Here is a 26,732-nt window from a genome sequence, read left to right as displayed (position 1 = left end):
ACAGAACTCGTGAAAATACCGGCTACCGATTCCCATAGGCACCAGGTCGATCTCAGATTCACGACTTACGCCGGGCACACCCGGAGCCAGGCGCGAACGAGACCCGCCGGGCCAGATTATCGGCGGCGTTTGCCGGCCAGACACCGCCTCCTCCTAGCCGGCCATCCGCCTAACTCCCCAGTGCGGCGAGCACTCGCTCGGCCAGGCCCTGGCGGGCGGCACGTTCGGCGGCCATGGGCACGCGCCCGGCGTCGATGTGCACGATCCGCACCCCGAACTGCCCTGCCAGCGCCTCCCGCAGCTCCGCCATCTCCCGCACTCGCACGTATTGCGCCCCCACGGCCCGCGCGAACGCCTCCACGTCCAGGCGCTTCTCGGTGCGGAACACTCGATCGTAGGCCTCTTCGGGCCCGGCCCCGTATTCGAGAGTGGAGAACAGCGAGCCGCCGTGATCGTCGATGACGACGACGTCGAGCCTCGGCCCGGCCTGCCTCGCGGTGGCCACGAGCGAGGTGGCGTCGTGGATGAAGGCGAGGTCGCCGACCACCACACGGGTGGGCTGACCCGTGGCGAGCGCGGTGCCGATGGCGGTGGACATCGTGCCGTCGATGCCGGCAAGCCCCCGGTTGGCGTACAGCGGCCCGGCCGGCGCACGCCCATAGAGGTTGACCTCGCGGATGATGGTGGACGCGGCCAGGTGGGTGGGCACCGGCGATTCGGTGAGGGACCGCGCGATCGCCGGCGTCGACATCCCGGCCTCCGCCAGCGCTTCCTCGATCGCCACCTCGGCGCAATGGGAGGCCTCCTGCCACTCGGCCAGCCACAAATCAGGCGAGCCCGCCACGAGCCCGGGCACGTCGGCAAGCTCCACGACCTCCGCGATCCCGGCCACGTCCGTGTAACCGACGGCCTCGTCCACAGCGTAGACCTCGCCGGCGGAAAGCAAGACTGACACGTCGCGCGTGAGGGTGGGATGCCCGAGCACCACCACTCGCTCGATCCGCTCCCCCAGCCCCGTGCGCAACAGGAGCGGGTGGGCGGCCACGGCGTTCGGGTGCCCGCGCAGCTCGGAGGTCGGCTCGGCGAGGATCGGCACCCCGCCCAGGTCTGGCAGCTCCCGCGCGTACAGCGGGTTCGACCTACTCGACGGCCCGGCAACGACGACCGTCCGCCGACCAGCGCCCAGGCCCTCGCCCACACCGCCCTCGCCAAGGTCACCCGCGCCCGCGCGCCCGCAGTCCTCGGCAACGCTCTCCCACGGCCCGCCCGGCATGAGCGGTTCGCGGAAGGCCACGTTGATGAGCACAGGCCCGGCCTGGCGCGTCGCAGCCCGGGCTGCCCGCACCACCTGCCCGCGTAGGGCCGGCGCGTCGGCCGCGATCTCGGCCACGAAGCGCACGGAGCCCTCGAGCACGCCGCGGTGGTCGGCGGTCTGGGAGGCCCGCACGCCTCGCCGCTCGTGCGGCCGGTCCGCGGCGAGCACGATGAGCGGCACGCCCGCATACCGCGCCTCCTCCACCGCCGGGTGCAGGTTCGCAACGGCCGAGCCCGACGTCGTGACCACCGCCGCCACCTGCCCCGCGAGCCCCGAGCCCAGGGCCACGAAGCCTGCCACCCGCTCGTCGGTCTCCACGTGGAGCTCGACCACGCCGGCGGCCTCGGCGTCCGCGAGCGCGTACGCGAGCGGTGCCGACCGCGATCCGGGGCACAGCACGAAGCGCCGCACCCCCTGGCGTACCAGTTCGGCCACGATCTCGCGCGCCATCCGCGTTGACGCCTCTACCTGCTCGTTCACGCTAGCCCTCCCATGAATTCGTATTCGCCGCGCACATGCCCTGCCCCCTCGGCCACCTCCCACATCTGTGCTAGCCGCCGTTCCCAGGCGCAGGCCAACTCGGCCCCCACGGGTAGGCTGCGCGCCGGGTCGGGAACGACGTCGCGCACCGCGATCTGCCCGCCCTTGGGCGCGAGCGGCTCGGCCACGACGTCGTCCACGAAGAGCCGCGTGGTGGCAAGCCCGCAGGCGTGCGGCAGCTCGGGCAGGGCGGCGGCGAAGGCGAGTCCGGCGCGCAGGCCCACCGAGCTTTCGAGCGCAGAGGAGACAACCACCGGCATGGCGAGCGCCTCGGCGAGCGCAAGCGCGGCGCGCACGCCCCCAAGCGGCTGGTTCTTGAGGACGGCCACGTCGGCGGCCTCGCGGCGCACCACCTCGAGGGGGTCGGCGCCGCGGCGGATGGATTCGTCGGCGGCGATTGGCACGTCCACGCGCCGGCGCACCTTCGCCAAATCCTCCACGCCAGGGCAGGGCTGCTCGACGTATTCGAGTCTCCCGGCGGCACGGTCCATCTGCCGGATCTGGGCTACGGCCGTGTCAACGTCCCACGCAGCATTCGCGTCCACCCGGATCTTCGCCGCCGGTTGCGCGGCCCGCACGGCCTCCAACCGCGCCAGGTCCTCGGCAAGCGCGCCCGCGTGATCAGCGATCTTCACCTTGAACGTGGCGCAGCTCGACGCCGCGGCCAACGCGTAGGCTACCTCCGCATCCACTGCCGGGATGGTCTCGTTGACCGGCACGGCGCCGCGCAACGGGGCGGGCAGCCCGGCCGCGGCCTCGACACCGGCGGCCAGCCAGCGAGCCGACTCCACGGCGTCGTAATCCCAAAACGGGCTCACCTCGCCCCAGCGCTCGCCCTTGACGAGCAGCCCGTCGCGCTCAGTGAGGCGCCGGAAGCGGTTTTTGAGCGCAAGGCGGTAGACGTAGAACTTCACCGTTCCACCATAAGGCACAATGGTGGCATGACTATCACTGCCCTGCCCCACAAGGTTTCCGACATCTTCGACCCGCGTCGCTGGCGCGCCGTGCCCGGCTTCCCCGACGCCGACATCACCTACCACCGCGGCGTCGAGCGCGTGTACGACGACGACCGCCCCGTTGCCGAGCGCGACCTCCCGGTTGCCCGCATCGCTTTCAACCGGCCACAGGTGCGCAACGCGTTCCGGCCCGAGACGGTCGACCAGCTCTACCGCGCGATCGACCACGCGCGGCTGTCGGGAGAGGTGGGCACGGTGATCCTCACGGGCAACGGCCCGAGCCCGAAGGACGGCGGTTGGGCATTTTGCTCCGGTGGCGACCAGCGCATTCGCGGCCGGGACGGCTACAAGTATGGCGGGGAGGACGACGCCGCGGCCAACGCCGCCACCCGGGCCGAGACCTCACACGCCGGGCGCCTGCACATCCTCGAGGTCCAGCGCCTCATGCGCACTTCGGGCATGATCTTCATCGGCGCGATCAGCGGTTGGGCCACGGGCGGCGGGCACTCGCTCAACGTGCTGTGCGACCTCTCACTTGCCTCGATTGAGCACGCGCGTTTCATGCAGGTGGACGCCAACGTCGGCTCCTTCGACGGCGGTTACGGCGCCGCGCTCCTTGCCCGGCAGGTGGGTGACAAGCGCGCCCGCGAGATCTTCTTTCTCGCCCGCGAGTACTCGGCTCACGACGCCGAACGCTGGGGCGTGGTCAACGAGGCGGTCCCCCACGCCGAGCTGGAGGACAAGGCGCTCGAGTACGCCCGCATCATGTCCACGAAGTCCCCGCAGGCCCTGCGCATGCTGAAGTTCGCCTTCAACCTCGCCGACGACGGGATGGCCGGCCAGCAGGTCTTCGCCGGGGAAGCCACCCGCCTGGCCTACATGACGGCAGAAGCGCAGGAGGGGCGTGATGCCTTCCTGGAGAAGCGGGCCCCGGACTGGTCGAGCTTCCCGTTTTATGCGTGAGCCGCTACGGTTCTCGCAGGCGCGACGTTTGCCAACCGCAGGAGCGTAGGATCGCCATCACGAGCAGGCCAACCGTTGCCAGCGGAAGCAGGTAGGTGACGAGGGGGTAAGAGATCTCTCTTGCGAGGGACTGGCCGATCGCCCCGTTCGCCTGCGCCACATAGTTCCACAGCATGTGCCCGACCACGAGGGGGCTCACCATCGCCGTCGTGCGGAAGAAGGCCACCGCGAAAACTGACAGTGGAAGGAAGCCGAGCAGGATGGCCAGCGACCCGTGGTGCAGGTGGATGACGCCGCGTACCAGTGCCGACACGGTAAGGATGAAACCCCAGCCGCGCCCGTAACGGCGCGAGAGCAGTGCAATGATGCCAACGTTCGCGATCTCCTCCGCTCCGCCCACGATGATTGGGCTAAGGAAAGCGAGGGTGGGGCTAAAGCCTGCGTAGTTCCCTGCTCTCGAATCCCCAGCCCCCTCCCCGGCGCATCGCGAGGTAGACTGCCGCAGCACAGAGGAACCAGAGGACGTGAGCAACGATCGCGACCGGCGTGCCCGTCACCAGGGCGTTCGACACGAGCCACGGCGTCTCATCCCCGACCCGCGGCGAGACATAGTAGACGACGTTATCGACGACGAGCGCCGCCGTGGGCACGAGTGCGACCACCGCGGCAGCCAGTACGCTCCAAGATCGGTTCGTCATGTCGCACACACTACCGCCCGCGCCCGCGCGTCGCCCCTGCTCGTGGGGTTGCGTCCCGCATTGTGAGCGACGCGGCCAACCAACCACTTCTCAGACAACCTGTTGGAGGAGCACCCTGGAAGGGTGAACGCGAAACAGTCTTCCACGCACGCCCCCACGCACACCCCTGTGCCCGCGCCGTCTACGACGCCGGCCCCCAAGCTCCCTCCCATCGGCCCGGCCTGGTTCCCGGCCGCCATGGGCACGGGCATCCTAGCCAACCTGCTCCAGACCCACTCGGACCATTTGCCGGGTGCGGGCGCGGCCGCCGTCGTCGTTCTCGCGATCGCCTGGGCGGTGCTCGTCACGCTGATCGTGGGCTACATCGTGCGGATCTCGCTTTCGCGCGACGCGTTCTCGATCACGTTGCGCGACTCCACGCAGACCCCGATGTGGGGCACCGTGTCGATGGGCATCCTCTCGGTCGGCTCGGCCACCGCCACGATCGTGCCCGCGCACTGGCCGCACCTGACCGACGCCGCCTGGCACATCGACACCGTCACCTGGATCGTCGGCGCTACAATCGGCATCATCACGGCGCTCGGCTTCGCGACGCGACTGGTGGGCAAGGACCTTGGCGCGCCGACTACGGTGTGGGGCCTGGCCGTGGTCGGGCCGATGGTCGCCTCGACCACGGGCGCCGGACTCGTGCCGCACGTGTCAGAGACGTTCCAGTTCTGGCTGCTAACGACCTCCGCGGCCGCCTTCTTCCTCTCCCTCTTCCTGGGCGTGGCCGTGTTCGCCACCGCCTACCACCACCATTGGCGGGTGGAGCCGTTGCCGTTGGCCGCGAGCGCGAGCGCCTGGATTCCGCTCGGCATGGTAGGGCAGTCGACGGCGGCCGCCCAGTCGGTGGCCCTGCAGTCCACCTACATGCTGCTCCCCGACTACGCGGGCAGCGCACAGGACGTGGCCAACGCCTATGGGTACTTCATGCTGGTGATCGGCGTACCGCTGGTGGCGTGGGCCACGGTGATGACCGTCCGCGGGTTTATCGGCCGCATGCCGTTCGCGCCGGGCTGGTGGGCGCTGACCTTCCCCATCGGCACCCTCGCCCTCGGCGCCACCCTGCTCTCGCGTGGCACCGGGATCGGCGCGCTCATGTGGCTGGGCACGTTCGGCACGCTGGTGCTGGTCGGCACCGTGACGCTGTGCCTGTTCGCCTCCAGCTTCTCGATCGCCCGCCGCGGCATGGCCTGGTGAGCGCCGCGATTTGAAGTGCGCCGCCCGCGCGGCAACGATAGAGGGATGAAGATCATCGACGGCGGTCGCGGCGCCTCCGCCCTTGCCCGCGTTCACGACGCCGTCCTGCCCGCCTTGCGCACGTGGCTCGCCGGTGGCGTCCCCGAGCCGCTGTTCGTGGTCGCGCCCGGGACGGATCGGGACGCGGTGGTCGCCGAGGTGGGGGGCTTCGAGGCGGCGGGATTTCCTATCCCCGACGACACGGGCCTGCTCATGCGCACGTCCGGCTCCACCACCGGGCAGGGCAAAATCGTTGCCATCTCCTGGGACTCCCTCACCGCGTCCGCGCGCGCCACGCACGCCGCTTTCGGCGGGCCCGGCCGCTGGGCCTGCCAGCTTCCCCTCGACCACATCGCCGGCTTCCAGACCGTGGCCCGCAGCGCGCTCGCCGAGCTCGAGGCGCTCGCCGCCGGGGCCACCCCGGAGCGCGCGGCAGCCTTCCGCCCGGCCTACGTGGGCCTCACCGACCCGGCCGCCACCCGCGCCGCCCTCCACCCCGACACCGCACCCGGCGTGCCCACCTACCTCTCCGTGGTCCCCACCCAGCTGCGCCGCATCCTCGCCACCCCCGAGCTGACGGGGGCCGTGCGCGGCGCGATCGTGCTGGTGGGAGGTGCGGCCACCGACACCGCCCTGCTCGGCGCCGCCCGCTCCACCGGCCTGGAAGTCCACACTTCTTATGGCATGACCGAGACCTGCGGCGGCTGCGTCTACGACGGGCGCCCCATCGGCGACACCGAAATCTTGATCACCGACGGTCGCATCTCCCTGCGCGGTAGCGCGGTCGCCACCTGTTATCTGGGCACCGACGCCGCGTTCGACCCGCCCGGCCGCCTCCGCGCGCCCGGCTCCCCCGCCACCCACCTCACCCGCGACGCCGGGAGGCTAGGCGCCGGTGTGCTCGAGGTCCTCGGCCGGATCGACGACGCCATCACCACCGGCGGGCTCACCGTCATGCCCCAGCTCATCGAGGAGTCCCTAGCGAAGACGGGCCGGCGGGCCGTCGTCGTCGGGGTGCCTCACCTGGAGTGGGGCGAAGCGGTAGTCGCCGTCGTCGACGACACGGACAACGCCGCGCAAAGCTGCGATATTACGGTGATGCGCAGCTGGGTCAAGCTCGAGCTTGGCGAGGGCTGGGCGCCCACGTACGTCGTGGGCGTTTCCGACATCGGGGGCCTGCCGATGACAGATTCGGGCAAGGTCAACCGGCGCAAGCTAGCCGATATCGTCGAGGACTACCTCGGGCTGTAGAATGACCAGATCTGAAAGGCAGGTACATGGCAACCCTCAATGATTGGCTCGAAGGTGCGCGCATCCGCACGCTCCCCGCGGCGGTGGCGCCCGTGCTGGCGGGCACCGGAGTCGCCATCCACGAGGGCGGCTTTTCCCTGCCCCGCGCGTTGCTCGCCGCCGGGATCGCACTTTTCTTCCAGATCGGGGTGAATTTCGCCAACGACTACTCGGACGGGGTGCGTGGCACCGACGACGTCCGCAGTGGCCCGCCCCGTCTCACCGGCGGCGGCAAGACCTCGCCCACGGTGGTCAAGGCCGCGGCGTTTACCTGCTTCGCGCTCGGCGCGGCCGCCGGACTCGCGCTCGTAGCACTGAGCGGCCAGTGGTGGCTCATTGGCGCCGGCGCCGCGGCGATCCTGGCCGCCTGGTACTACACCGGAGGCGAGCACCCGTACGGCTACATGGGCCTGGGCGAAGTGTTCGTCATGATCTTCTTCGGCTACATGGCCACGGTCGGCACCACCTACACCCAAACCGGCACGGCGCCCTGGATGGCGTGGGTGGCCGGCACCGGTGTGGGGCTCATCGCCTGCGCGCTACTCATGATCAACAACATCCGCGACATCCCCACCGACTCCGTAACCGGCAAGCGCACCCTCGCCGTCCGCCTCGGCGATAACCGGGCTCGCTGGGCCTACGTGGCCATGCTTGTGGGGGCGCTGGCCTGCGCCGTCATGATCGGGGTTGGAAGTTGGCCGGTGCTCATGGGCGCGATCGCCATCGCGCTCGGCCCGATCCTCCTCACCCCGCCAGTGTTGAAGGGCGCGGCCGGCCGCGATCTCATCCCTGTCCTTCGCGACACCGGCCTGTTCGAGCTGTGCTACGCCATCGTCCTCATCATCTCGCTCACGGCGTGAGCGCTACAGTTCCACATCAAAGTGAACTAGGGTGAAGCTGTGCTGAGAGTATTGCCTATTATCTTCGGGCTCGCGCTGATCATCTACACGTTCATCGACTGCGCGCGCACCGATTCTTCCTCCATGCCCGCCAAGATCTCCAAGCCGCTGTGGCTGGTTCTCATCGCGCTCGTGCCCGTGCTCGGTGCACTGATCTGGCTGTACTTCAAGTACCAGCACATCTTCACCTCCGGCTACTCCTCGCCGTCGTTCGGCGGGCAGAGCCCGTTCGCGCGCCCGCAAAAGCCGCGCGGCCCCGTCGCTCCCGACGACGACCCGGAGTTCCTCGCCCGCCTCGAAGCCCGCAACCGGCGCCGCGCCTACGAAGAGCGCATGCGCGAAGAGGGCCGCCTGCCCGAGGAGGACGACAAGCGCCCGGACGAGGACCACGAGGAGGGCGGCCTGTACGGCAACCGTTAGACGCGGGCCGCTCGGACGGCGTCGTGAGCCTAGGAAAGCTCGGCGGCCTCGGACGTGCCCGGCACCATGTCGGCGGCCCGGTGGAGCAGATGGCCCACCGGCTCCCAGTAATCGAGGGAGAGTAGCTGCTTGCCGGCGAACGTGAGCGACGTGACCGAGCACAGCGAACACTCGCGCTTGCGCGGGTCGGAGGCGATGGTCTTGCCCTCGATGAAGCGGCGCATCGTCCAAATCGGCAGCTGATGGGACACGAGCACGGCCTCACCACCGCGCGCCTGGTCAATCCCGCGGGCGATCGCCTGCGACATCCGCTCGATGACCTCAAGGTAGGGCTCGCCCCAGGAGGGTTCAAAAGGATTGATGTACCACGACCAGTAGCGTGGGTGGGCCAAAATCCACCTGTTCTTGTTCACCGGCACGCCCTCAAACATGTTGTCCGCCTCGATCAGGCGCGCGTCCGTGGCAATCTCAAGGCCGAATAGCTCCGCGGTAGGGGTGGCCGTCTCCACCGCACGCTCGAGCGGGGAGGCGATGACGCAACGGACGTCGTGGTCCTCGAAGGCGAGGGCGAGTTCGTCGGCCATCTCCCGGCCCAGATCGGACAGGTGGTAGCCAGGGCGGCGGCCGTACAGCACGGCCTCGGGGTTGTGAACTTCGCCGTGGCGAACCAGGTGAACGGTCGTAATATCCATGGGCACTATTGTGCCACGGGCTCCTCACAGGAGCCGATCTTGGCAAACAGCTCGCCGAGCTGGAGGAACTCTTCGGTGCTGAGGCAATCCACCAGGTTCTTGCGCACCGAATCCACATGCCTGGGGGCGGCCTGCTCCAGCTTGGCAAAGCCCGACTCCGTCAGATGACACACGATGCCGCGCCGGTCCTCCGGACATCGGGTGCGTTCAACGTAGCCCGCCCCCTCGAGGCGCTTGACCGTGTGTGTCAAGCGGGAGCGGGAGTGGACCAGGTGCTCGGCCAGATTCGACATGCGCAGCCTGCGCTCCGGGGACTCCGACAGGCGCACCAGCACCTCGTATTCGTTGAGGGTGAGGCCGGAATCGGTGACCATGTCCTGATTAATGGCCTCCAACACGCGGGCCTGCCCCGTGAGGAAGGACCTCCACGCTCTCTGCTCCGGCTCGGTCAACCAGTTCGCCATCACCCTCCACCTTTCGTTAAATCTTAAACGATTCTATCTAGGTGGGCGGTTCCCCACCACACATGGCCTACGACCGTGGTCGTAGAGACAAGAGAACCGGCCCTCAGGCCGGCTCGAATCGGGAAACCCGACTTACTTCTTGTTACGACGCTGGTGGCGCGTCTTACGAAGCAGCTTGCGGTGCTTCTTCTTCGACATACGCTTGCGACGCTTCTTAATAACGGAACCCATAGGTTACCTCCGATCGTTGGCCCGCCAGATAGAACTTAGAAAGTCTACAGCAGACAGCCAAAACACAAAAATGGCTTATGCGCCCAGGGTCTCAGCCTGGTCCATGCCACCGGACAGAAGCTGCTCAACCGCAGACACCGGAACCCGGTACGAGCCCCCAACCCGGACAGCCGGAAGCTCGCCAGAATGAACCATCCGGTATACCGTCATGCGCGAAACACGCGCCAGTTCGGCAACTTCTGCCACAGTCACAAACTGCGGCGCCGAGGCTGGAAACTGCGCCATCCTTGACCGTCCTTGTATCGCCCAAAGGCTCAAATAGTGCGTGTGGGCAAATGCCCGTGAGAACTTCGCTTCACACCATACCGGATTTTCTCCCGCCAAACACCTCAAATCCGCATCTTCACAGCTCTAACCCGATCTCCGGCCCTGCAACTTGATTACGGGCCGGCCTCGTGTGGCACGATTGACGCAGGGAGAAGAGGAGGTGACATGGCCGAAGTTCACACCGCGAAGCGGCGGCACCTTGCCTCACGCCTCCGCGAACACATCGATCACCTCGCCCGGCACTCGCCCGCGCGGTTGGCCATGCTCGTCTTCGCTTTCATCATCCTCATCATCACCTCCCTCCTCCTCATGCCGTTTGCCACGGTCGAACCCGGCACGGCCACGTTCATTGAGGCGCTTTTCACAGCGACGTCCGCGGTGTGCGTGACAGGCCTGACCGTGGTCGACACGGCCTCGCACTGGACGGGATTCGGGCAGGTCGTCGTCGTCATCGGAGTGCAGATCGGCGGGTGGGGCGTCATGACGCTCGCCTCCATCCTCGCCCGCGCCGTCTCCCGCCACATCGGCCTCACCCAACGCATCCTCGCGGCCTCCGAACGCAAGTCGCGCTTGGGCGACGTCGGCGCGCTCCTGCAGTCCGTGGTCATCACCTCCCTCACGGTCGAGGGCCTGCTCGTGGCCGTCATGTTCCCCTCGATCATGGAAGAGCGCGGCACATTCCTGGGTGCGCTCGGGCACTCGATCTTCATGGCGGTCTCCACGTTCAACAACGCCGGCTTCGTCATCATCGGCCCGGACCTGACACCGTTCGTGGGCAACTGGGCCATCAGCCTGCCCATTATCCTCGGCACGGTGGCCGGCGCGATCGGCTTCCCGGTCATCCACAACATCGCACACAACCTGCGCTCTCCCAAGCGCTGGTCGCTCCACACGAAGATCACCGTGGTCACCTACGTAGCGCTATGGGTGGCGGGCATCGTCATGGTGGCGGCCTTCGAGTGGAACGGTGCGTTTTCCGATTTGACGACGAACGAGAAGGTGCTTGCGTCCTTCTTCCAGGGCACGACGCCGCGCTCGTCGGGCATGTCCACCGTGGATATCGGCTCCCTGTCGGAGGCCACGTGGTTCGTCATGGACGCGCTCATGTTTATCGGCGCCGGCTCAGCCTCCACGGGCGGTGGCATCAAGGTCACCACGTTCGCCGTGCTGCTGCTTGCCATTGTTGCCGAGGCCCGCGGTGACCGCGACACGGAGGCCTTCGGCAAGCGCATCCCGCCGGACGTCATCCGCCTGTCCATTTCCGCAGCCTTCCTCGGCGCCTTCCTGGTTGGCACGTCCACGCTCATCATCTTGCAGCAGTCCGACTTCCCGCTCTCGCGCGTGCTGTTCGACGTCATCTCGGCGTTCGCCACCTGCGGCCTGTCCACCGGCATCACCGCCGACCTGCCCGATTCGGCCAAGCTCATCCTCGTCCTCCTCATGTACCTCGGCAGGCTCGGAACCATGACGTTCGCGGCGGCACTCGCCCTCCGCACGCGCCGCCGCGTCATCCGACTCCCCGAAGACCGCCCCATCATCGGCTAAGCGAAAGAGAACCCCATGCCCAACACGTACGCGGACAACGCCACCCTGGTCATCGGCCTGGGCCGCTTCGGCTCGGCCATCGCCGTCACGCTCGACAAGCTCGACAAGGAGATCCTCGCCGTCGAAACAAACTCCGACCTCGCCCAGCAGTGGAGCCATCGCTTCAACGTGGTGGAGGCCGACGCGCGCTCAGCCGAGGCGCTCCATCAGCTCGGGGCGGAGGACTTCGGCGTCGCCGTCGTGGGTGTTGGCGCGCTCGAGGCGTCGGTGCTCATCACCGCCAACCTGGTCGACATCGGCGTCCCCGACATCTGGGCCAAGGCCACCTCGCGCGAGCACGGCACGATCCTCAAGCGCATCGGTGCCCACCACGTGGTCTACCCCGAGTACGACGCCGGCCAGCGCGTTGCACACATGCTCTCGGGCCGCATGCTCGACTACATCGAGATGGAGGACCAGTTCACGATCGTGAAGATGGTCCCGCCGCGGGATCTGGTGGGTTTTTCGCTGGCAGAATCGAACGTGCGCGAGCGCTTCGGGGTGACCGTAATTGGCGTCAAATCCCCAGGTCAACCGTTCGAGTATGCCTCGCCGGAGACGACGATTGGCAACGGGGACGTCCTCATCGTCTCGGGCGAACCGTCCCTGCTCGAGGCATTCGCGAACAGATTTGTCGGACGCCCTCGATAGCCTTGGGGTATGGCAAAGAATCAGACGTTTAGATGCAGCGAGTGCGGTTGGACCACGGTCAAGTGGGTCGGCCGCTGCGGGCAGTGCCAAGCGTGGGGCACGATCGAAGAGGCCACCGAACAGGTGGGCACGAAGATCGCGGCGCTCACGCCGCGCTCGCCCGCTCAGCCGATCACGGAGGTTTCCCAGCAGGCCTCGGTGAAGGAACCCACCGGCGTGCCGGAATTGGACCGGGTGCTCGGAGGCGGGATCGTGCCCGGCGTCGTTATCCTGCTGGCTGGCGAACCGGGGGTTGGCAAGTCCACACTGCTGTTAGACGTGGCGGCGAAGGCGGCCGAGCAGGCGGCGCAGGCCGGGCGCAACCCGGTGCTGTACGTAACGGGCGAGGAGTCGGCATCGCAGGTGCGCTCGCGCGCCGAACGTATCGGCGCCCTGCACCCGTACCTGTTGCTCACGGCGGAGGCGGACCTGGCGAAGGTCCTGGGGCACGTTGCCGATTCGCGCCCGTCGCTTCTGATTGTCGACTCGGTGCAGACGATCATGGACCCGCACGTGGAGGGATCGGCGGGCGGCGTGGCGCAGGTCCGCTCCGTGACGTCCACGCTGGTCAACACGGCCAAGTCCTCCGACCTGCCGGTGTTGCTGGTCGGGCACGTGACCAAGGACGGCTCGATCGCCGGCCCGCGCGTGCTGGAGCACCTGGTGGACGTGGTGTGCCAGTTCGAAGGCGATCGGCACTCGCGGCTGCGGCTCGTGCGGGCGGTGAAGAACCGCTACGGGGCCACCGACGAAGTGGGTTGCTTCGAACTTGCGGACTCGGGGATCGTGGGGCTTGCAGACCCGTCGGGCCTGTTCCTCTCCGCTCGCAACCTCACCGTGCCGGGCACGTGCGTGACGGTCACACTCGAGGGGCGGCGGCCCATGCCGGTGGAAGTGCAGGCGCTGTCGGTGCCGGCGGCCGGCCCGCCGCGGCGCACCACCTCGGGGGTGGACAGCTCGCGGGTGGCCATGATGCTGGCCGTGCTCCAGTCCCGGCTCGGCGTGCAGTTCGAGCGTAACGACGTGTTCGTGTCCACCGTGGGCGGGGCCAAGGCGCTCGAGCCGAGCGTGGACGTGGCGATCGCGCTGGCGCTGGCCTCGGCCGCCGCGGATCTACCGCTTGCGCCGGGCGTGATCGCGGTGGGCGAGGTGTCGCTGACCGGCGAGCTGCGCCCGGTGGTGGGGCTCCAGCGGCGGCTGAACGAGGCCGCCCGGCTCGGCTTCCACACGGCGATCCTGCCCCGGACCTCGGAAAAGCTCAGCCCACCCGCCGGCATGCGGCTGCGCCCAGTGGACGACGTGGCAGCGGCGGCGCGGGCGGTGCTGCCGCTGGACGCGTAGCGCAGGGCGGTGTAGGCGCGTGGCGCGGGCGGCCTACCCCTCGGAATTCTCGGCCGTAGCGCCCTCAGAATCGCTGGATTGGCCGGAATCACCTGTGCCGGCGTCGTCCGCACCGTCGGTGGCCGTCTCCCCGTCATCCGACCCTCCCGAGCCGCTCTCACCGGAGCCCGCGCCGTCCGCGCCGTCGCCCCCTGCGACCGCGGAGCCATCATCCGTGACGCTATGCCCGCCAGAGGCGGCACCCGAGCCGGTCAGTTCGAAGATGTAGCCAGACTCGAGGAGCGGGTCGGTGCCCAGGAAGACCCTCGCCACGTAGGTGCCCGCACCCGCGAGCGATTGCCCCTGGCAGTTGGCGCCGGCGTTGATGCCGTTCCAGGTGAGGGTCTGGGTGGTGGTCAGACCGGTGTCGAGAAGCAAGATCTTGGCTGCAGGGCCGGATTCGCACACTTGGCTGTCGTAGGCGGTCTGGTCGCCTGAGGCGAGTTGGAGGCGAAGGTCGGCGGCGTCGAAGCTGCAGGGGGTGTCTCCCTTGTTGGTGATCGAGACACTGACCGCGACCTGCGATTTTCCCGTGCTGGCAACTTGGACGGTGGTGCTGAGCATCGACGAGCTGCACGCCACGGGATCGAACTGCTCCACCGGGTTGATCGGCACGGTGTGCTTTTCTATCTTCGACAGCGCGTACTTGACCGCCACGAACGTGGCGACGATCGCGAGCACCACGATGAGCAAAATGGTCAGCAACCGGCGCTGGAAGGACGAACGGGCCGGGTTTGTCCGCTTGCGAGGTGCGGGTCGCGCCGACACGGGCCTCTTCGTGGCCTGCCGCCCCTGATTTTGCCGCACCTGTGTTTGCCGGGCCTGAGATTGCCGGCCCTGGGTCCGGCGCTCCGAGGTGGGCCGCTGGCGTGCGGAGTTACCGGCGCGCTCGGCGCGGGAGGTACGCTCCCCGGCCGACCGTTGCGCTTTCCCGCGCATTTGACGCTTGCCGCCACTCCGAACCTGGCGGTCAGAGCCTCGCGAGGGGTGCTCCCCGGCGCGCGCCTGCCGCTCGGCAGCTCCCTGAGTCGGCCGCTTCCCTTCGCGCGCCGAACGCTCAGCGCTCCCGCGCCCCGCGCCTTCACCGCCACGGCCTGCGCGCTCGCCTCCGCGTCCCCGGCCAGGCTGGGCGCGCTCGCTCGTCGGGCGCGGCGCCCCGCGCCCCGCCTGCTTCCCGCGCTTCGGAGTTTCGTTCACGCCCCTACCGTAGCGGCAATCCCTTGCCGCGGGAGCGATGCGCGCCGGGCGGCGCTATAGTGAGGCGGGTGGCACCCGAACCCGAAACCGCTTACGCGGCCCTCACCCACTGGTACGCCCAGCATGCCCGGCCGTTGCCGTGGCGTGAGACCACGGACCCGTGGTCGATCCTCGTGTGTGAGGTGATGAGCCAACAGACCCCGGTTGCCCGCGTGGAACCGGTGTGGCGGACGTGGATGGAGCGCTGGCCCTCCCCCGCCCACCTTGCCTCGGCCTCTCCCGCCGAGGTCCTTATCGCCTGGGACCGCATGGGCTACCCGCGCCGCGCACTGCGTCTGCAGGAGGCAGCGATCGCGATCACTGAGCGCGGCTCCTTCCCCTCCACCTACACCGATCTGCTCGCCCTGCCTGGCGTCGGCCCGTACACGGCGGCCGCCGTCGTTGCCTTTGCCTTCCGCGGCCGCAGCGTGGTGCTTGACACGAACATCCGCCGCGTGCTCGCCCGCTGGCACGGCGAGGCCCTGCCCGCGCCCACGCAGACCAAGGCCGAACTCGCTCGCGCCGAGGCTTTCGTTCCCGACGACGACCAGGCCTGGCTCTGGAACGCCGCCATCATGGAGTTTGGGGCGCTCGTCTGCACGGCCCGAACGCCCGCCTGCGATGCCTGCCCGCTCGCCACCCACTGCGAGTGGAATCTGGCCGGCAGCCCGGCCGACGCCTACGCCCACCGCCGCCGCCCGCAGGCCTGGGAGGGCACGAACCGGCAGGCGCGCGGGAAGATCATGGCAGCCCTGCGCCGCGGCCCCCACGACTACGACTCACTCCTCGCCGCCACCACCCTCCCCGCGGAGCGCTTCGGCCCGGCGCTCGACGGCGTTCTCACCGACGGCCTAGCCGAGCTAGTTTCGGGCCAATTCCGCCTTCCGCTAGCATAGAAGCCATGAACGAACTCAAGCTCGCCCGCGCCGGAGGCGTGCTCGGCGTCCTCGCGCTGACCATCCTCGCCCTCGGCCTGCTCATCCAGATCGCCGGCAAGCACGGCGCGCTCGTCGCGCTCATCCCGGGCGGGGCGGGCGCGGTGCTCGTGGCAGTGGGCGCCTACCTCATCGCTCTTTCGCGACGCCCGAACCCCGACCTCGCGTCCGCCGCTCGCCTGACGCGCGGGGCGGCCCTCGTCGCGACAGCGGTGGTGGTCGTGGGCGTGGCGGCAACTGCGATCGCCGGGATCGGCGTCATGACCACGATCATCCTCGCCCTGGTCGGCCTCCAGGCCCCGATCGGGCTGCGGATGACGGCGAACTTCCTGGCCGAGGGCGGCCGGGACCGCTAGAGCTGCTTGAACATGCGCGAATTGCCCAGGGTGTTGGGTTTGACCCGGGCGAGGGCTGCGGCGTCGTCATTGATGCGGACGTAGCCGAGCTCGGAGAAGAACTCGACTTCGAAGGTGAGGCAGAACAGGCGGCGGATGGCGAGACTGCGGGCGCGCGCCTCGAGCTCGTCTACGATCGCCTTGCCGATGCCGCGCCCACGGAACTCGTCGCGGACGGCGAGGGTGCGGATTTCGGCGATGGCCTCGCTAAAGACGTGCAGGGCGCCGCAGCCGACCACTTCGCCCTCCACCTCCGCCACCACGAATTCTTCGAGGCTTTCGAAGTATTCCACCAGGTCCTTGGCCACGAGCACGCGCTGGTGGGCGTAGGGGCGGACGACGTCGTAGATGGCGTGCACGTCCCGCGCACTCGCCGGGCGGATCATCGCAATGTCCCGGGCCCGGAGCGCATCGAGTACTCGTAGATGAGGTCGGCGGTGTCCTCGTCTACCACGAGGTCCGTGATGAGGCCGGCGCGCAGGGCCGCGACCGTGGCGACCACCTTGTCCGAGCCGGAGACGACGCCGATGCGCCGCGGGATCTTGCGCAGGTCGGTGGGCGTGGGGCCGGAGGCACGCGAGTTAATCTCCAGGTCCTTCCACGAGCCGTCGGCGCGAAGCAACACCGTGCAGATGTCACCCACCACGCCCTCGCAGCGCAGCGAGTCGAGCTCCTCGGCGCTGAGGTAGCCGCCCGAGTAGACCATGGAGGGGTTCTTCGCGGTGAGAGAGCCGATGCCGAACAGAGCGATGTCGGCCCGCTGTTGGATCTCGCGCACGGCCGCGATGGAGCGCTCCTGCCACAGGGCTTCGCGTGTGGCGGCGTAGTCGAAGAACGCGGGGACGGCGAAGTAGTGGACGGAGGCACCGAAGGCCCGGCCGAAGGCTTCCATGAGCGAGCCGGCATACGGCACGCCGCTGGTGGAGGCGTTGGCGGCGCCGTTGAGCTGGACCGCGATCGAGCCGCGTGCGGGCCGCGGGACGAGGTGGTCGACGACGGCGGCCACTGTGTTGCCCCAGGCCACGCCGATGACCGACTCGGGCTTCATGAGGTCGGAGACCATGATGCCCGCCACCTGGGTTACGGCGTTGAGCCGGCGCGTCTCATTGACCCCAAACGGGACGGGCACCACCTTCACATGCACATCGAATATCTGCGACAGGCGCACCTGCATCTCGCTGGCCGCCTCCTCGGGCGGGTGAATGGTGATCTGGATAAGACCTTCGTCCTTCGCCTCGGCGATGAGGCGGGAGACGGTGGAGCGCGAAACGGACAGTCGGCGGGCGATCGACTCCATCGTCTCCCCCTGGATGAAGTGCATGACGGCTGCTTCATAGGCCGCAAGGGAGCGGTCTTCTCGGTTCATCTCAGGCCTTTCCTCAACGTACGACAGACATATTCTACACGGCGGGTGCAAGTCATTTCAGTTCATCTGCACGGCCGTGCACACTTGGCCAAAATACTTTAAACCCCCCGTTTTCACACCACGCCTCGTGGAAAACACCGTAAATTGGTGATTAAGTCTCCGCGTAGAAATCGGAAGAACCATGAAAACTATAAACACCGATGTTGTTGTTATAGGCGGTGGAGCAACCGGGGCTGGCGCATTACGCGATCTGGCCATGCGTGGCTTCTCTGCTGTCCTTGTCGAGCGTGCCGATCTGGCACAGGGAACCTCCGGGCGGTTCCACGGCCTGCTCCATTCGGGTGGCCGTTACGTCATTTCGGACCCCCACTCGGCCACTGAGTGCGCCGAGGAAAATGAGATCCTGCGCCGAATTCACCCCGAATCGGTGGAGGAGACCGGCGGCCTGTTCGTCGTCGGCCCGAATGACGATCCGGAATTCTCCACCCGCTTCCTGCCCGCGGCCCGCGAAACGCAGGTGCCGGCCGAGGAGCTCGACGTCGCTGAGGCGTTGCGCATCGAGCCGCGCCTCAACCCGGGCATCCAGCGCGCGTTCCGCGTGCGTGACGGCTCAATTGACGGCTGGGGCATGGTCTGGGGCGCGGTCGAGTCCGCCAAGGCCTACGGCGCCCAGTGCCTGACCTACCACCGGGTCACCAAGATTGAAAACGAGGACGGCCAGGTCTCCCAGGTGGTCTGCACGGATGAGAAGACGGGCGAAGAGGTCCGCATCAACTGCCGTGCGGCCATCAACTGCGGCGGCCCCTGGGCGGGCCAGATCGCGAAGATGGCGGGCTGCCACGGGGTCGACGTCGTGCCCGGGCGCGGCATCATGATCGCGATGAACCACCGCCTCGTCAACCACGTGGTCAACCGCTGTATCCACCCCGCCGACGGCGACATCATCGTCCCGGCCCACACCGTCTCAATCATTGGCACCACGGATCAGAAGGAAGACGATCCGGACTTCCTCGTCATCCGCAACTCCGAGGTCCAGCAGATGCTCGACTCGGGCGAAGACCTGGTGCCGGGCTTCCGCAAGGCGCGCGCGGTTCACGCGTGGGCCGGCGCCCGCCCGCTGGTCAAGGACTCGCGCGTGGATGCCTCTGATACGCGCCACATGTCGCGCGGCATGTCGATCATCGACCACTCCACGCGCGACGGTGTGAAGGGCTTCTTCACCATCGCCGGCGGCAAGCTCACCACCTACCGCCTCATGGCGAAGAACATCGTGGACGCGCTGCTTGAGCAGATGGACGAGTTCGTCGAGTGCACCACCGAAACCGAGGCCGTGCCCTCGAACGCCACCCGTACCCACCGGGTCACGGACAGGCTGGAGGAAGCCGAAGCCGACCGCTTCGAAGACCCGATCATCTGTGAGTGCGAGCTCCTGCCCCGCTCCACGATTGAGAAGGAACTGGCCAAGCAGCCGGAGGCCAACCTTGACGACATCCGCCGCCGCACCCGCCTCGGGATGGGCCCCTGCCAGGGCACGTTCTGTGGCATGCGCGCCGCTGGCATCATGCACGAGGCCCTGGCGGGTCGCCTGGAGCGCGAAGAGAACGCGGACCGGACGTCGTCGATGCTGCGCCTGTTCGTCAAGAACCGCTACTCGGGCCTCGAATCCCTCATGTACGGCGAGCAGCTGCGCGAGGCCACGCTGAACAAGTGGATCCTCGCCGGCAACCTCGACATCGACCATCTGCCGGCCCCGACCGAGAAGGCCGTGCGTGCCACGGGCGACCTCGAGCTCATCCACGGCCGCCCCTCGGTGGCATAAAGGAGAAGAATCATGCGCATCATTGTTATTGGTTCAGGCCTTGCGGGCCTCACGGCAGCGCTCAAGTTGCGCGAGGCCGGCCACCACGTCGACATCGTGACCAAGGGCTGGGGCGGCCTGCTCCTGTCCTCGGGCACGCTCGATGTTTACGGCTGGGACAAGGACGGCCACCCCATCTCCGACCCGTACGCCGAGATCGAAACGCTCGTGGCCAAGGAGCCCGGCCACCCGTACGCCTCCATTGGGGCGGACGCGGTGCGTGAGGGCGTGGACTGGCTGTGTGCCACCACCGGCCTGTTCGCCAAGCCGGGCAAGAACGTCCTCATCCCCACCGCGATCGGCGCGGTTCGCCCCACGATCGCGGTGCAGAACACGATGGTCCCCTCCCTCATGGAGGACGGGAAGAAGTTCCTGGTGGTCGGCATCCGCCAGTTCCGCGACTTCCCCGCGGCCTTCATCGCCGACAACCTCGCCCGTTCCCCGCTGGCCAAGGTTGAGACACGGGCCGTGACCATCTCGCTCGCGCCACGCAAGCCGGAGGCCGACTCCACGGGCACCACCTTCGCCCGCGCCTTCGACGGCACCGCCGGGCTGGACGGCCCGGCCACTCGCGATTCGCTCATCAACGAGCTGCGCGGCCACGTCCGCGCGGGCGAAACGATCCTCCTGCCCGCGATCCTCGGCTTTTCGCCCGACGCTTACCAGGAGATCTCCGCCGAGCTCGGCGTGCCCGTGGGCGAGGTCCCGGTCCCGCCGCCGTCGATCCCCGGCCGCCGCATCAACGACGTGCTCATCCAGCTCTGCCACGACAAGCGGGTCGACATCTCCCTCAACGCCGAAGTCATCGGCTTCGAGGCAGACGGCGGCCACGTGACCGCGCTCAAGGTCCAGCGCGCCGGCCGCGTCACCACCAACAAGGTCGACGCCGTGGTCTACGCCGGCGGCGGTCTCGAGTCCGGCACCATCCAGCGCGACTCCTACGGAGACATCCGCGAGCGCGTCTTCGACCTGCCGCTGACGTTCCTCGACGCCGAGGACGCCGAAACGACGGGCGTGACCGGCTCGGTCATCGTCGACGGCAAGGACCTCTTCGGAACCGGGGTGAGCGTCAACGAAGACATGTTGCCGCTCGACGGCGACCGCCCGGTCTACGACAACCTCTACTTGGCAGGCTCCATCATCGGTGGCGCCCGCCCGTGGAGCGAGAAGTCCGGTGAAGGCATCGCGCTCGGCAGCGCTGTTGCCGCCACCCGTGCAATCCTCAGGAGGGATTAATCATGACCACCGTTGTTAACCCACTCGAGCACGCCAAGGCCTCCCTGGCCCGCGCGTCCCTCGACGCGTGCGTCAAGTGTACGATCTGCGAGTCGCAGTGCCCGGTTGTGCGCGCCACCCCGCTCTTCTCCGGCCCGAAGTTCGTGGGGCCGCAGGCTGAGCGCTTCCGCAACGGCGCCAGCGTGGACAAGTCCCTCGACTACTGCTCCGGGTGCTCGATCTGCACCACCACGTGCCCGCAGGGCGTGAAGATCGCCGAGATCAACGCCCAGGCGCGCGCCGTGATGAAGGCAGACCACATGCCGCTGCGCGACCGGATCATCCCCGAAACCGAACTTGAAGGCAAGCTCATGACCCCGTTCGCCCCGATCGCGAACGTGGCACTGGCCAACAAGCCGGTGCGCACGATCGTGGAGAAGGTCATCGGCATTCACCGTGACGCGCCCGTGCCCAAGGCCCAGACCTCCACGTTCATGAGCTGGTTCAAGAAGCACGAGAAGGAGCGCACCGGCCCCTTCTCCAAGGGCCCGATCGTGTTCTTCCACGGCTGCGCGGGCGGCTACTTCGAGGTCGCCACGTCGAAGGCCGCGGTGGAAGTGCTGGAGAAGCTCGGGTATGAGGTGCTCGTGCCGAAGCAGGGCTGCTGCGGCCTGGCACACCAGTCCAACGGCCTGTTCGGGCGTGCGTCGAAGAAGGTTCGCCAACTGTGCGATCAGCTCAACGCCGCGGGCAAGGACCTGACCATCGTGTCGGCGTCGGGATCGTGCGCGGGCATGCTGCGCCACGAGGCCCACGAGATCATGGGCCTGGACGATCCCACGCTGCTCGACGTCGGATCGCGCACCGTGGAGATCTCCGAGTTCATTCTTGAGCTCATCGACGCCGGTGAGTTCCCGGTCGAGGAGCTCAAGCGCTGGGACATCACGATCCCCTACCACCAGCCGTGCCAGGTCAAGAGCCAGGGCATCGGCAAGCCCGCGATCCGGATGATGGAGACCGTCCCCGGCGTCACGGTGATCGAGTCCGGCGAGGCCTGCTGTGGCATCGCGGGCACGTACGGCCTGAAGAAGGAAAAGTACGAGATCGCGCAGGCCGTGGGCAAGCCGCTGTTCGACATGATCAAGCGCACCAACCCCAAGCTCGCCGCGTGCGAGACCGAGACCTGCCGCTGGCAGATCCGCAAAGGCTCCGGCGCCACGGTCATCCACCCGATCGAGGTGATCCACCGGGCGCTCGGGCTGGCGTAACTGGTTCGGTGGCGGCTACCGCCGGCGATTAAAATAACCTGGACGATTCTGGGGCTATCTTCGTATATGAGGAGAACGCCCGGAAATCGTCCAGGTTATTTTCATGCTCGCCTCCTGACCGGGTTGCAACTCGTTGCCGGCGGCAGTCGTGCCGGCGGGGAGGGATGAAGCCTCACCGCTCAAGGTGATGGGGCGACTGCCGAAGGCGCAGGTCCCCGCTGCTGACCCGACCTGAATGGTTGATGCGCAGGCAGCGACTGGTTGCTGCGCGGGCGGGATCTGCGATACTTGAGCCATGTTTGAACAGATCACCGATCCCGTCGCCTACCACGGCGAGGGGCCCTGCTGGTCCGAGGAGTGGGGCGGCCTGCGCTTCGTGGACATGCTCGCCGGAGACCTCCTGACCCTCCTGCCCGACGGATCCATTCACCGCCTCCACACCGGCTCGCCGGTGGCCGCCTTCGTACGGCCGCGGGCGAGTGGCGGATTCGTGGTAGGGCTCGAGCGCGGGCTCGGGCTGGCCGATGAGCCCTTCGGCGACGTCCGCGCACTGTCAGAGCTCTGGTCCGATACCGACGTGCGCATGAACGAGGGCGGCACCGACCCGTGGGGCAACCTGTACGCCGGCTCGATGTCCTACACGCGGGTGCCGGGCGCCGGCAAGCTGTACAAGATCTCCCCCGACCTGACCTCGCGCGTGGTGCTGCCCAGCGTCACCACCTCCAACGGCATTGCCTTCTCCCCCGCCGGCGAGCGGGCCTACTACCACGACACGGCCACCCGGCGCACTGACGTGTTCGACGTGGTGGACCGAGAGCTGGTGGGCCGCCGCGAGTTCCACGAGGCCACGGGCACGAGCCCGGACGGGCTGGCAGTCGATAGAGCGGGGAACGTGTGGGTGGCACTCAACCGCGTGGGCAAGATCAGGCTCTACTCCCCCGACGCCGAGGTGTTGGGCGAATGGGACCTCCCGGTACGGCTGGTTACGGCTGTCACGCTCGGCGGGGAGGACGGCCGCGACGTCTTCGTCACCACATCGAGGGAGAATTTGGACGACCCGGAGCCGGGCGCGGGCGCGGTTTTCCGCGCCCGCGCCGAGGTCCCCGGCGTGCCGGTCACTCCCTTCGCGGGCTGAGCCCGGCCTGAGCCCACGTCGAATATCAGGACCCTGGAAGTTTTCGTCGCCAAAACCGGGCTTTTCGCACTCAAAGTCCTGATCTTTGACGGGCAGCGCGACTTCCCACCCCCGCCTCACCCGCCCGGCCCGGCGGGTGAGGGGGGCAACGTTCCTCCCTGGCGGGGCGGCGGCGCCGGGCGCGTTAGACTGGGCCCATGTCCACTCCCCTGTCGAATGATGGCCTGTTTGACCTGCCCGAATCCGCGCGCCAGCCGAATGCGCGCGTCATTTTGGTGATGGGCGCATCGGGCAGCGGCAAGACGCGTTTCACCACACGCACGGGCCTGCCGGTGGTCTCACTCGACGACTTTTACTATGACGGGAACCGGCCGGGGATGCCTATGCGCCACGGGATGGTTGACTGGGATTCGCCGTCCACGTGGGACCGCCAGGGCGCGGTGGACGCGCTGGTGGACCTGTGCACCACTGGTTCGACCACGGTGCCGGTCTACGACATCCCCACCTCCACGCGCGTGGGCGAGCGCAACCTCGATATGGAGGGCCGCCGCTACGTGCTAGCAGAGGGGATCTTTGCCCCCGAAATCATTGACGATCTCAAGCGTGAGGGCATCCTCGCCGACGCCCTGTGCATCAAGCGCCCGCGCCTGCAAACCTTCTGGTTCCGCCTCATGCGCGACCTGGACGAGGCCCGCAAGCCGCTACCCAACCTGCTGCGCCGTGGCGTCGCCCACTTCCTGGCCGAGCCGGCGATGTACCGCGAGGTCGAGGCGAAGGGCGCACGGCCCGTGTCCTACACCGAGGCCCAGGAAACCCTCACGCAGATGCTCGCCGCCCTCCGCTGGACCGAGTAGCACAGGAACACGCCGCCCACTTAGGGCGTTTGGGCATTGCCCCATCTTTCGTTTGCCTTTTCCTGGCCCCACCACACAAAGCGCACATGTGCACATTTTCCCAAGGCCGTTCTGGATCCTGTGCAAGTATTTTCAATTCAAACTGTCATGAACGCTTTGACGCACAAAAGAGCAAGAATAGGGACAGGCTTCCGAGTATTTTTTGGGCCGTCCGGCAAGGTCGCCGGAGATAGTCGCACAACTGAAAGAGGCAAATATGTCGCTTGGAGAAATCTTTGTATCCGAGTTCATCGGAACAACATTGCTCATTATCCTTGGTGTTGGTGTGGTCGCCAACAACCTCCTGACGAAGAATAAGGGCCGGGGCACCGGCTGGCTGATGATTAACTTCGGGTGGGGTCTTGCTGTGTTCATCGGTGTTTACGCCGCATACAAGACCGGCGGTCACCTGAACCCGGCCGTGACCCTGGGCGTCCTCGCCTCGGGCGCGGAGGAGTACGTTCCCGGCGTCGCCGTGAACTTCTCGAACACGATGATCTACATCGTCGCCCAATTCCTCGGTGCCTTCGTCGGTGCCGTGATCGCGTGGCTGGCATACAAGCAGCACTACGATGAGCACGACAACCAGGCCGAGGTGCTCGGCACCTTCGCCACCGGCCCGGAGATCCGCAACCCGCTGTGGAACACCATCACTGAGGCCATCGCTACCTTCGTGCTCGTCGCCTGGGTTCTCTTCAACGGTGGCAGCCCGACGGCGGTCGGCCCGCTCGCCGTGGCCCTCGTGATCGTCGCCATCGGCGCCTCCCTCGGTGGCCCCACCGGCTACGCCATCAACCCGGCCCGTGACCTCGGCCCGCGCGTCGCACACGCCGTGCTCCCGATCAAGGGCAAGGGTGGCAACGACTGGGGTTACTCCTGGGTGCCGATCGTCGGCCCGACCATCGGTGGCGTGCTCGCCGGCCTCATCTTCGGCGCAAACGCACTCAACGTCCTCGGTATGTAAGGTACGACGCCGCCCGGTTCGCGCGCCTTGTGGGCGCCGGTCGGGCGGCGCCGCCCATCCGGGCGAAGAAATATTTCTCAACCAGATTCTCGGCGTTGGCCATTTGTGAAAACTGTGATCAGCGCCCCATTCCATCGCTATTATTTCAAGTAACCGTTCAACGACGAAGGGAACTCAATGACTGAGAAGAAATACGTAATGGCAATCGACCAGGGCACCACCTCGTCCCGTGCGATTATCTTCGACCACTCCGGAACCATCGTTTCCGTGGGTCAGATGGAGCACGAGCAGATTCTGCCCAAGGCCGGTTGGGTTGAGCACAACCCGATTGAGATTCGTGACAACGTTCGCGAGGTCATTGGCCAGGCTCTGGCCAAGGCCAACATCAACCGCCATGAGATCGCGGCTGTTGGTGTGACCAACCAGCGCGAGACGGCCGTCGTGTGGGATAAGAACACGGGCGAGCCGGTGTACAACGCTATCGTGTGGCAGGACACCCGTACTGACAAGATTGTTCGCGAGCTTGCTGGTGACGAGGGCCCGGACAAGTACAAGGAAATCTGTGGCCTTGGCCTTGCCACCTACTTCTCTGGCCCGAAGGTCAAGTGGATCCTTGACAATGTTGAGGGGGCACGCGAGAAGGCCGAGGCGGGCGACCTCCTCTTCGGCAACACCGACACCTGGGTGATCTGGAACCTCACCGGTGGCCCCAACGGCGGTGTCCACGTCACCGACGTGACCAACGCGTCGCGCACCATGCTCATGGACGTGCGTGAGCTGCGTTGGCGCGAGGACATCTGCGCGGACATGGGCATCCCGATGTCGATGCTCCCGGAGATCAAGTCCTCCTCCGAGGTCTACGGCTACGGCTCGAAGAACTCCCTCATCATCGACACCCCGATCGCTGGCGACCTTGGCGACCAGCAGGCGGCCACCTTCGGCCAGGCCTGCTTCGAGAAGGGCATGGCGAAGAACACCTACGGCACCGGCTGCTTCATGCTCATCAACACGGGCAACGAGGCGATCACCTCGAAGAACGGCCTGCTGACCACGGTGTGCTACAAGATCGGCGATCAGGCTCCGGTCTACGCGCTCGAGGGTTCGATCGCTGTGACGGGCTCGCTCGTGCAGTGGCTGCGCGACCAGCTCGGCATCATCACCTCCGCCCCGGAGATCGAGACCCTTGCTGAAACGGTTGAGGACAACGGCGGCGTCTACATCGTCCCGGCGTTCTCCGGCCTGTTCGCCCCGTACTGGAAGGACGATGCCCGAGGCGCGATCGTCGGCCTGACCCGCTACAACAACAAGGGCCACCTGGCTCGCGCGGTCCTCGAGGCCACCGCGTTCCAGACAGCCGAAGTTCTCGAGGCCATGAACGCCGATTCGGGCGTTGAGCTCGGCGAGCTTCGTGTTGACGGCGGCATGACCGCGAACGATGCACTCATGCAGTTCCAGGCTGACATCCTCGGTGTGGAGGTCGTCAAGCCGGTCGTCGCTGAGACCACCGCCCTCGGTGCCGCCTACGCGGCCGGTATCGCGGTTGGCTTCTGGGCCGGCGAGCAGGACGTCATCGCCAACTGGCAGGAGGACAAGCGTTGGTCGCCCAAGATGGACGCCGACGAGCGTGCTCGCCAGATGCGCCTGTGGAAGAAGGCCGTCACCCGTACGTTTGACTGGGTCGACGACGACGTGCGTGCTGAGTAAGCACCAGGCCACAGCGTAGCAGGTGGGCGGATC

Annotated in this window: 28 protein-coding genes; 17 read left to right on the top strand and 11 right to left on the bottom strand. The window is 67.4% G+C overall.

Features of this window, described 5'->3' with window-relative positions:
- Nucleotides 1-169: 169 nt before the first annotated feature.
- Both menD and HMPREF3174_RS02980 read right to left on the bottom strand, forming a co-directional pair.
- Nucleotides 170-1,795 (bottom strand): 2-succinyl-5-enolpyruvyl-6-hydroxy-3-cyclohexene-1-carboxylic-acid synthase, encoded by a 1,626-nt coding sequence (menD, locus tag HMPREF3174_RS02985; RefSeq protein ID WP_070445912.1) that lies wholly within the window; start codon nucleotides 1,793-1,795, stop codon nucleotides 170-172.
- Nucleotides 1,792-2,769, bottom strand: coding sequence for an o-succinylbenzoate synthase (locus tag HMPREF3174_RS02980; RefSeq protein WP_068538649.1), 978 nt, complete (start codon nucleotides 2,767-2,769; stop codon nucleotides 1,792-1,794). The genes menD and HMPREF3174_RS02980 overlap by 4 nt, the downstream gene beginning before the upstream one ends.
- Before the next feature lie 27 nt (nucleotides 2,770-2,796).
- Here HMPREF3174_RS02980 and HMPREF3174_RS02975 point away from each other — a divergent pair, with 27 nt between their 5' ends.
- Nucleotides 2,797-3,774, top strand: a complete 978-nt coding sequence (locus HMPREF3174_RS02975; RefSeq protein ID WP_083200548.1) for a 1,4-dihydroxy-2-naphthoyl-CoA synthase — start codon at nucleotides 2,797-2,799, stop codon at nucleotides 3,772-3,774.
- Between the two features lie 4 nt (nucleotides 3,775-3,778).
- Here the strand turns inward: HMPREF3174_RS02975 and HMPREF3174_RS02970 are convergent, their stop codons facing one another.
- Both HMPREF3174_RS02970 and HMPREF3174_RS02965 read right to left on the bottom strand, forming a co-directional pair.
- Nucleotides 3,779-4,282, bottom strand: a complete 504-nt coding sequence (locus tag HMPREF3174_RS02970; protein WP_371440860.1) for a CPBP family intramembrane glutamic endopeptidase — start codon at nucleotides 4,280-4,282, stop codon at nucleotides 3,779-3,781.
- On the bottom strand, nucleotides 4,206-4,472 hold the full coding sequence (locus HMPREF3174_RS02965; protein WP_143601983.1) for a hypothetical protein: 267 nt from the start codon (nucleotides 4,470-4,472) through the stop codon (nucleotides 4,206-4,208). Before HMPREF3174_RS02965 ends, HMPREF3174_RS02970 begins: the two co-directional genes overlap by 77 nt.
- A gap of 123 nt (nucleotides 4,473-4,595) precedes the next feature.
- Here HMPREF3174_RS02965 and HMPREF3174_RS02960 point away from each other — a divergent pair, with 123 nt between their 5' ends.
- Genes HMPREF3174_RS02960 through HMPREF3174_RS02945 form a run of 4 tightly spaced genes read left to right on the top strand, consistent with a single transcriptional unit; the run spans nucleotide 4,596 to nucleotide 8,362 of the window.
- The gene (locus HMPREF3174_RS02960; protein ID WP_210382920.1) at nucleotides 4,596-5,714 is read left to right on the top strand and encodes a TDT family transporter; all 1,119 of its coding nucleotides are present in this window, start codon (nucleotides 4,596-4,598) and stop codon (nucleotides 5,712-5,714) included.
- 45 nt (nucleotides 5,715-5,759) lie between these two features.
- Nucleotides 5,760-7,004, top strand: a complete 1,245-nt coding sequence (locus HMPREF3174_RS02955) for an AMP-binding protein (protein WP_068538647.1) — start codon at nucleotides 5,760-5,762, stop codon at nucleotides 7,002-7,004.
- Nucleotides 7,005-7,030: 26 nt separating this feature from the next.
- Entirely contained in the window at nucleotides 7,031-7,903 is an 873-nt protein-coding gene (locus HMPREF3174_RS02950; protein WP_062613358.1) for a 1,4-dihydroxy-2-naphthoate polyprenyltransferase, read from the top strand.
- A gap of 39 nt (nucleotides 7,904-7,942) precedes the next feature.
- Nucleotides 7,943-8,362: a PLD nuclease N-terminal domain-containing protein gene (locus HMPREF3174_RS02945; protein WP_068538646.1), complete on the top strand. Its 420-nt coding sequence runs from the start codon at nucleotides 7,943-7,945 to the stop codon at nucleotides 8,360-8,362.
- 29 nt (nucleotides 8,363-8,391) lie between these two features.
- On the opposite strand, the gene HMPREF3174_RS02940 is transcribed toward HMPREF3174_RS02945, so the two are convergent.
- The 4 genes from HMPREF3174_RS02940 to HMPREF3174_RS02930 form a co-directional block, all read right to left on the bottom strand.
- Complete coding sequence (locus tag HMPREF3174_RS02940; protein ID WP_062613355.1) at nucleotides 8,392-9,054, bottom strand: histidine phosphatase family protein; 663 nt, start codon at nucleotides 9,052-9,054, stop codon at nucleotides 8,392-8,394.
- A gap of 5 nt (nucleotides 9,055-9,059) precedes the next feature.
- Nucleotides 9,060-9,518, bottom strand: a complete 459-nt coding sequence (locus HMPREF3174_RS02935) for a MarR family winged helix-turn-helix transcriptional regulator (RefSeq protein WP_062613353.1) — start codon at nucleotides 9,516-9,518, stop codon at nucleotides 9,060-9,062.
- 132 nt (nucleotides 9,519-9,650) lie between these two features.
- Entirely contained in the window at nucleotides 9,651-9,749 is a 99-nt protein-coding gene (locus HMPREF3174_RS08935; protein WP_005504750.1) for a 30S ribosomal protein bS22, read from the bottom strand.
- A gap of 75 nt (nucleotides 9,750-9,824) precedes the next feature.
- Nucleotides 9,825-10,034 carry a helix-turn-helix domain-containing protein gene (locus tag HMPREF3174_RS02930; protein ID WP_062613352.1) on the bottom strand — a complete coding sequence of 70 codons (210 nt, stop codon included), beginning with the start codon at nucleotides 10,032-10,034 and terminating at the stop codon, nucleotides 9,825-9,827.
- Between the two features lie 207 nt (nucleotides 10,035-10,241).
- On the opposite strand from HMPREF3174_RS02930, the gene HMPREF3174_RS02925 reads away from it, so the two are divergent.
- The 3 genes from HMPREF3174_RS02925 to radA are packed head-to-tail and all read left to right on the top strand — an operon-like array spanning nucleotide 10,242 to nucleotide 13,691.
- Nucleotides 10,242-11,621, top strand: a complete 1,380-nt coding sequence (locus tag HMPREF3174_RS02925; protein WP_070445921.1) for a TrkH family potassium uptake protein — start codon at nucleotides 10,242-10,244, stop codon at nucleotides 11,619-11,621.
- Nucleotides 11,622-11,636: 15 nt separating this feature from the next.
- A complete protein-coding gene (locus HMPREF3174_RS02920; RefSeq protein WP_062613348.1) occupies nucleotides 11,637-12,311 on the top strand; it encodes a potassium channel family protein in 675 nt (224 codons plus the stop codon).
- Between the two features lie 9 nt (nucleotides 12,312-12,320).
- The gene (gene radA / locus HMPREF3174_RS02915) at nucleotides 12,321-13,691 is read left to right on the top strand and encodes a DNA repair protein RadA (protein ID WP_070445924.1); all 1,371 of its coding nucleotides are present in this window, start codon (nucleotides 12,321-12,323) and stop codon (nucleotides 13,689-13,691) included.
- Between the two features lie 33 nt (nucleotides 13,692-13,724).
- Here the strand turns inward: radA and HMPREF3174_RS09355 are convergent, their stop codons facing one another.
- Nucleotides 13,725-14,498, bottom strand: a complete 774-nt coding sequence (locus tag HMPREF3174_RS09355; RefSeq protein WP_070447809.1) for a DUF4232 domain-containing protein — start codon at nucleotides 14,496-14,498, stop codon at nucleotides 13,725-13,727.
- A 497-nt stretch (nucleotides 14,499-14,995) separates the two neighbouring features.
- On the opposite strand from HMPREF3174_RS09355, the gene HMPREF3174_RS02905 reads away from it, so the two are divergent.
- Together HMPREF3174_RS02905 and HMPREF3174_RS02900 are read left to right on the top strand one after the other, a co-directional pair.
- The gene (locus tag HMPREF3174_RS02905; RefSeq protein ID WP_070447806.1) at nucleotides 14,996-15,862 is read left to right on the top strand and encodes an HhH-GPD family protein; all 867 of its coding nucleotides are present in this window, start codon (nucleotides 14,996-14,998) and stop codon (nucleotides 15,860-15,862) included.
- A 5-nt stretch (nucleotides 15,863-15,867) separates the two neighbouring features.
- Nucleotides 15,868-16,257: a hypothetical protein gene (locus HMPREF3174_RS02900; RefSeq protein ID WP_068538642.1), complete on the top strand. Its 390-nt coding sequence runs from the start codon at nucleotides 15,868-15,870 to the stop codon at nucleotides 16,255-16,257.
- Here HMPREF3174_RS02900 and HMPREF3174_RS02895 read toward each other — a convergent pair.
- Both HMPREF3174_RS02895 and HMPREF3174_RS02890 read right to left on the bottom strand, forming a co-directional pair.
- A complete protein-coding gene (locus HMPREF3174_RS02895; protein WP_068538641.1) occupies nucleotides 16,254-16,682 on the bottom strand; it encodes a GNAT family N-acetyltransferase in 429 nt (142 codons plus the stop codon). The two genes, HMPREF3174_RS02900 and HMPREF3174_RS02895, sit on opposite strands and share 4 nt — an antisense overlap.
- Nucleotides 16,679-17,662: a sugar-binding transcriptional regulator gene (locus HMPREF3174_RS02890; protein WP_070447803.1), complete on the bottom strand. Its 984-nt coding sequence runs from the start codon at nucleotides 17,660-17,662 to the stop codon at nucleotides 16,679-16,681. Before HMPREF3174_RS02890 ends, HMPREF3174_RS02895 begins: the two co-directional genes overlap by 4 nt.
- Before the next feature lie 181 nt (nucleotides 17,663-17,843).
- Between HMPREF3174_RS02890 and glpA the strand changes: the two genes are divergently transcribed.
- From glpA to glpK, 7 genes are all read left to right on the top strand, one after another.
- Complete coding sequence (glpA, locus tag HMPREF3174_RS02885) at nucleotides 17,844-19,481, top strand: anaerobic glycerol-3-phosphate dehydrogenase subunit GlpA (protein WP_068538639.1); 1,638 nt, start codon at nucleotides 17,844-17,846, stop codon at nucleotides 19,479-19,481.
- 12 nt (nucleotides 19,482-19,493) lie between these two features.
- A complete protein-coding gene (glpB, locus tag HMPREF3174_RS02880; protein WP_068538638.1) occupies nucleotides 19,494-20,756 on the top strand; it encodes a glycerol-3-phosphate dehydrogenase subunit GlpB in 1,263 nt (420 codons plus the stop codon).
- 2 nt (nucleotides 20,757-20,758) lie between these two features.
- Nucleotides 20,759-22,003, top strand: coding sequence for an anaerobic glycerol-3-phosphate dehydrogenase subunit C (locus HMPREF3174_RS02875; protein ID WP_062613332.1), 1,245 nt, complete (start codon nucleotides 20,759-20,761; stop codon nucleotides 22,001-22,003).
- A 295-nt stretch (nucleotides 22,004-22,298) separates the two neighbouring features.
- The gene (locus HMPREF3174_RS02870; protein WP_068538637.1) at nucleotides 22,299-23,138 is read left to right on the top strand and encodes an SMP-30/gluconolactonase/LRE family protein; all 840 of its coding nucleotides are present in this window, start codon (nucleotides 22,299-22,301) and stop codon (nucleotides 23,136-23,138) included.
- Between the two features lie 197 nt (nucleotides 23,139-23,335).
- On the top strand, nucleotides 23,336-23,992 hold the full coding sequence (locus HMPREF3174_RS02865; RefSeq protein ID WP_068538636.1) for a uridine kinase family protein: 657 nt from the start codon (nucleotides 23,336-23,338) through the stop codon (nucleotides 23,990-23,992).
- A gap of 256 nt (nucleotides 23,993-24,248) precedes the next feature.
- Nucleotides 24,249-24,995, top strand: coding sequence for an MIP/aquaporin family protein (locus tag HMPREF3174_RS02860; protein WP_068538635.1), 747 nt, complete (start codon nucleotides 24,249-24,251; stop codon nucleotides 24,993-24,995).
- Nucleotides 24,996-25,172: 177 nt separating this feature from the next.
- Complete coding sequence (gene glpK / locus HMPREF3174_RS02855; protein ID WP_062613324.1) at nucleotides 25,173-26,699, top strand: glycerol kinase GlpK; 1,527 nt, start codon at nucleotides 25,173-25,175, stop codon at nucleotides 26,697-26,699.
- Nucleotides 26,700-26,732: the final 33 nt, after the last annotated feature.

This window comes from Trueperella sp. HMSC08H06, from assembly GCF_001808465.1.
Lineage (GTDB): Bacteria > Actinomycetota > Actinomycetes > Actinomycetales > Actinomycetaceae > Trueperella > Trueperella bernardiae.
This window is presented reverse-complemented; position numbering and strand designations above follow the sequence as displayed.

Bases quoted from the DNA above. Each gene is read 5' to 3' on its own strand.
- HMPREF3174_RS02875 (WP_062613332.1), top strand. From the start codon at position 20,759: ATGACCACCGTTGTTAACCCACTCGAGCACGCCAAGGCCTCCCTGGCC.
- HMPREF3174_RS02965 (WP_143601983.1), bottom strand. From the start codon at position 4,472: ATGACGAACCGATCTTGGAGCGTACTGGCTGCCGCGGTGGTCGCACTC.
- HMPREF3174_RS02920 (WP_062613348.1), top strand. From the start codon at position 11,637: ATGCCCAACACGTACGCGGACAACGCCACCCTGGTCATCGGCCTGGGC.
- HMPREF3174_RS02890 (WP_070447803.1), bottom strand. From the start codon at position 17,662: ATGAACCGAGAAGACCGCTCCCTTGCGGCCTATGAAGCAGCCGTCATG.
- HMPREF3174_RS02865 (WP_068538636.1), top strand. From the start codon at position 23,336: ATGTCCACTCCCCTGTCGAATGATGGCCTGTTTGACCTGCCCGAATCC.
- HMPREF3174_RS02940 (WP_062613355.1), bottom strand. From the start codon at position 9,054: ATGGATATTACGACCGTTCACCTGGTTCGCCACGGCGAAGTTCACAAC.
- HMPREF3174_RS02925 (WP_070445921.1), top strand. From the start codon at position 10,242: ATGGCCGAAGTTCACACCGCGAAGCGGCGGCACCTTGCCTCACGCCTC.
- HMPREF3174_RS02935 (WP_062613353.1), bottom strand. From the start codon at position 9,518: ATGGCGAACTGGTTGACCGAGCCGGAGCAGAGAGCGTGGAGGTCCTTC.
- HMPREF3174_RS02950 (WP_062613358.1), top strand. From the start codon at position 7,031: ATGGCAACCCTCAATGATTGGCTCGAAGGTGCGCGCATCCGCACGCTC.
- HMPREF3174_RS02860 (WP_068538635.1), top strand. From the start codon at position 24,249: ATGTCGCTTGGAGAAATCTTTGTATCCGAGTTCATCGGAACAACATTG.
- radA (WP_070445924.1), top strand. From the start codon at position 12,321: ATGGCAAAGAATCAGACGTTTAGATGCAGCGAGTGCGGTTGGACCACG.
- glpA (WP_068538639.1), top strand. From the start codon at position 17,844: ATGAAAACTATAAACACCGATGTTGTTGTTATAGGCGGTGGAGCAACC.
- glpK (WP_062613324.1), top strand. From the start codon at position 25,173: ATGACTGAGAAGAAATACGTAATGGCAATCGACCAGGGCACCACCTCG.
- HMPREF3174_RS02900 (WP_068538642.1), top strand. From the start codon at position 15,868: ATGAACGAACTCAAGCTCGCCCGCGCCGGAGGCGTGCTCGGCGTCCTC.
- glpB (WP_068538638.1), top strand. From the start codon at position 19,494: ATGCGCATCATTGTTATTGGTTCAGGCCTTGCGGGCCTCACGGCAGCG.
- HMPREF3174_RS02930 (WP_062613352.1), bottom strand. From the start codon at position 10,034: ATGGCGCAGTTTCCAGCCTCGGCGCCGCAGTTTGTGACTGTGGCAGAA.
- HMPREF3174_RS02975 (WP_083200548.1), top strand. From the start codon at position 2,797: ATGACTATCACTGCCCTGCCCCACAAGGTTTCCGACATCTTCGACCCG.
- HMPREF3174_RS02870 (WP_068538637.1), top strand. From the start codon at position 22,299: ATGTTTGAACAGATCACCGATCCCGTCGCCTACCACGGCGAGGGGCCC.
- HMPREF3174_RS02955 (WP_068538647.1), top strand. From the start codon at position 5,760: ATGAAGATCATCGACGGCGGTCGCGGCGCCTCCGCCCTTGCCCGCGTT.
- HMPREF3174_RS02895 (WP_068538641.1), bottom strand. From the start codon at position 16,682: ATGATCCGCCCGGCGAGTGCGCGGGACGTGCACGCCATCTACGACGTC.
- HMPREF3174_RS08935 (WP_005504750.1), bottom strand. From the start codon at position 9,749: ATGGGTTCCGTTATTAAGAAGCGTCGCAAGCGTATGTCGAAGAAGAAG.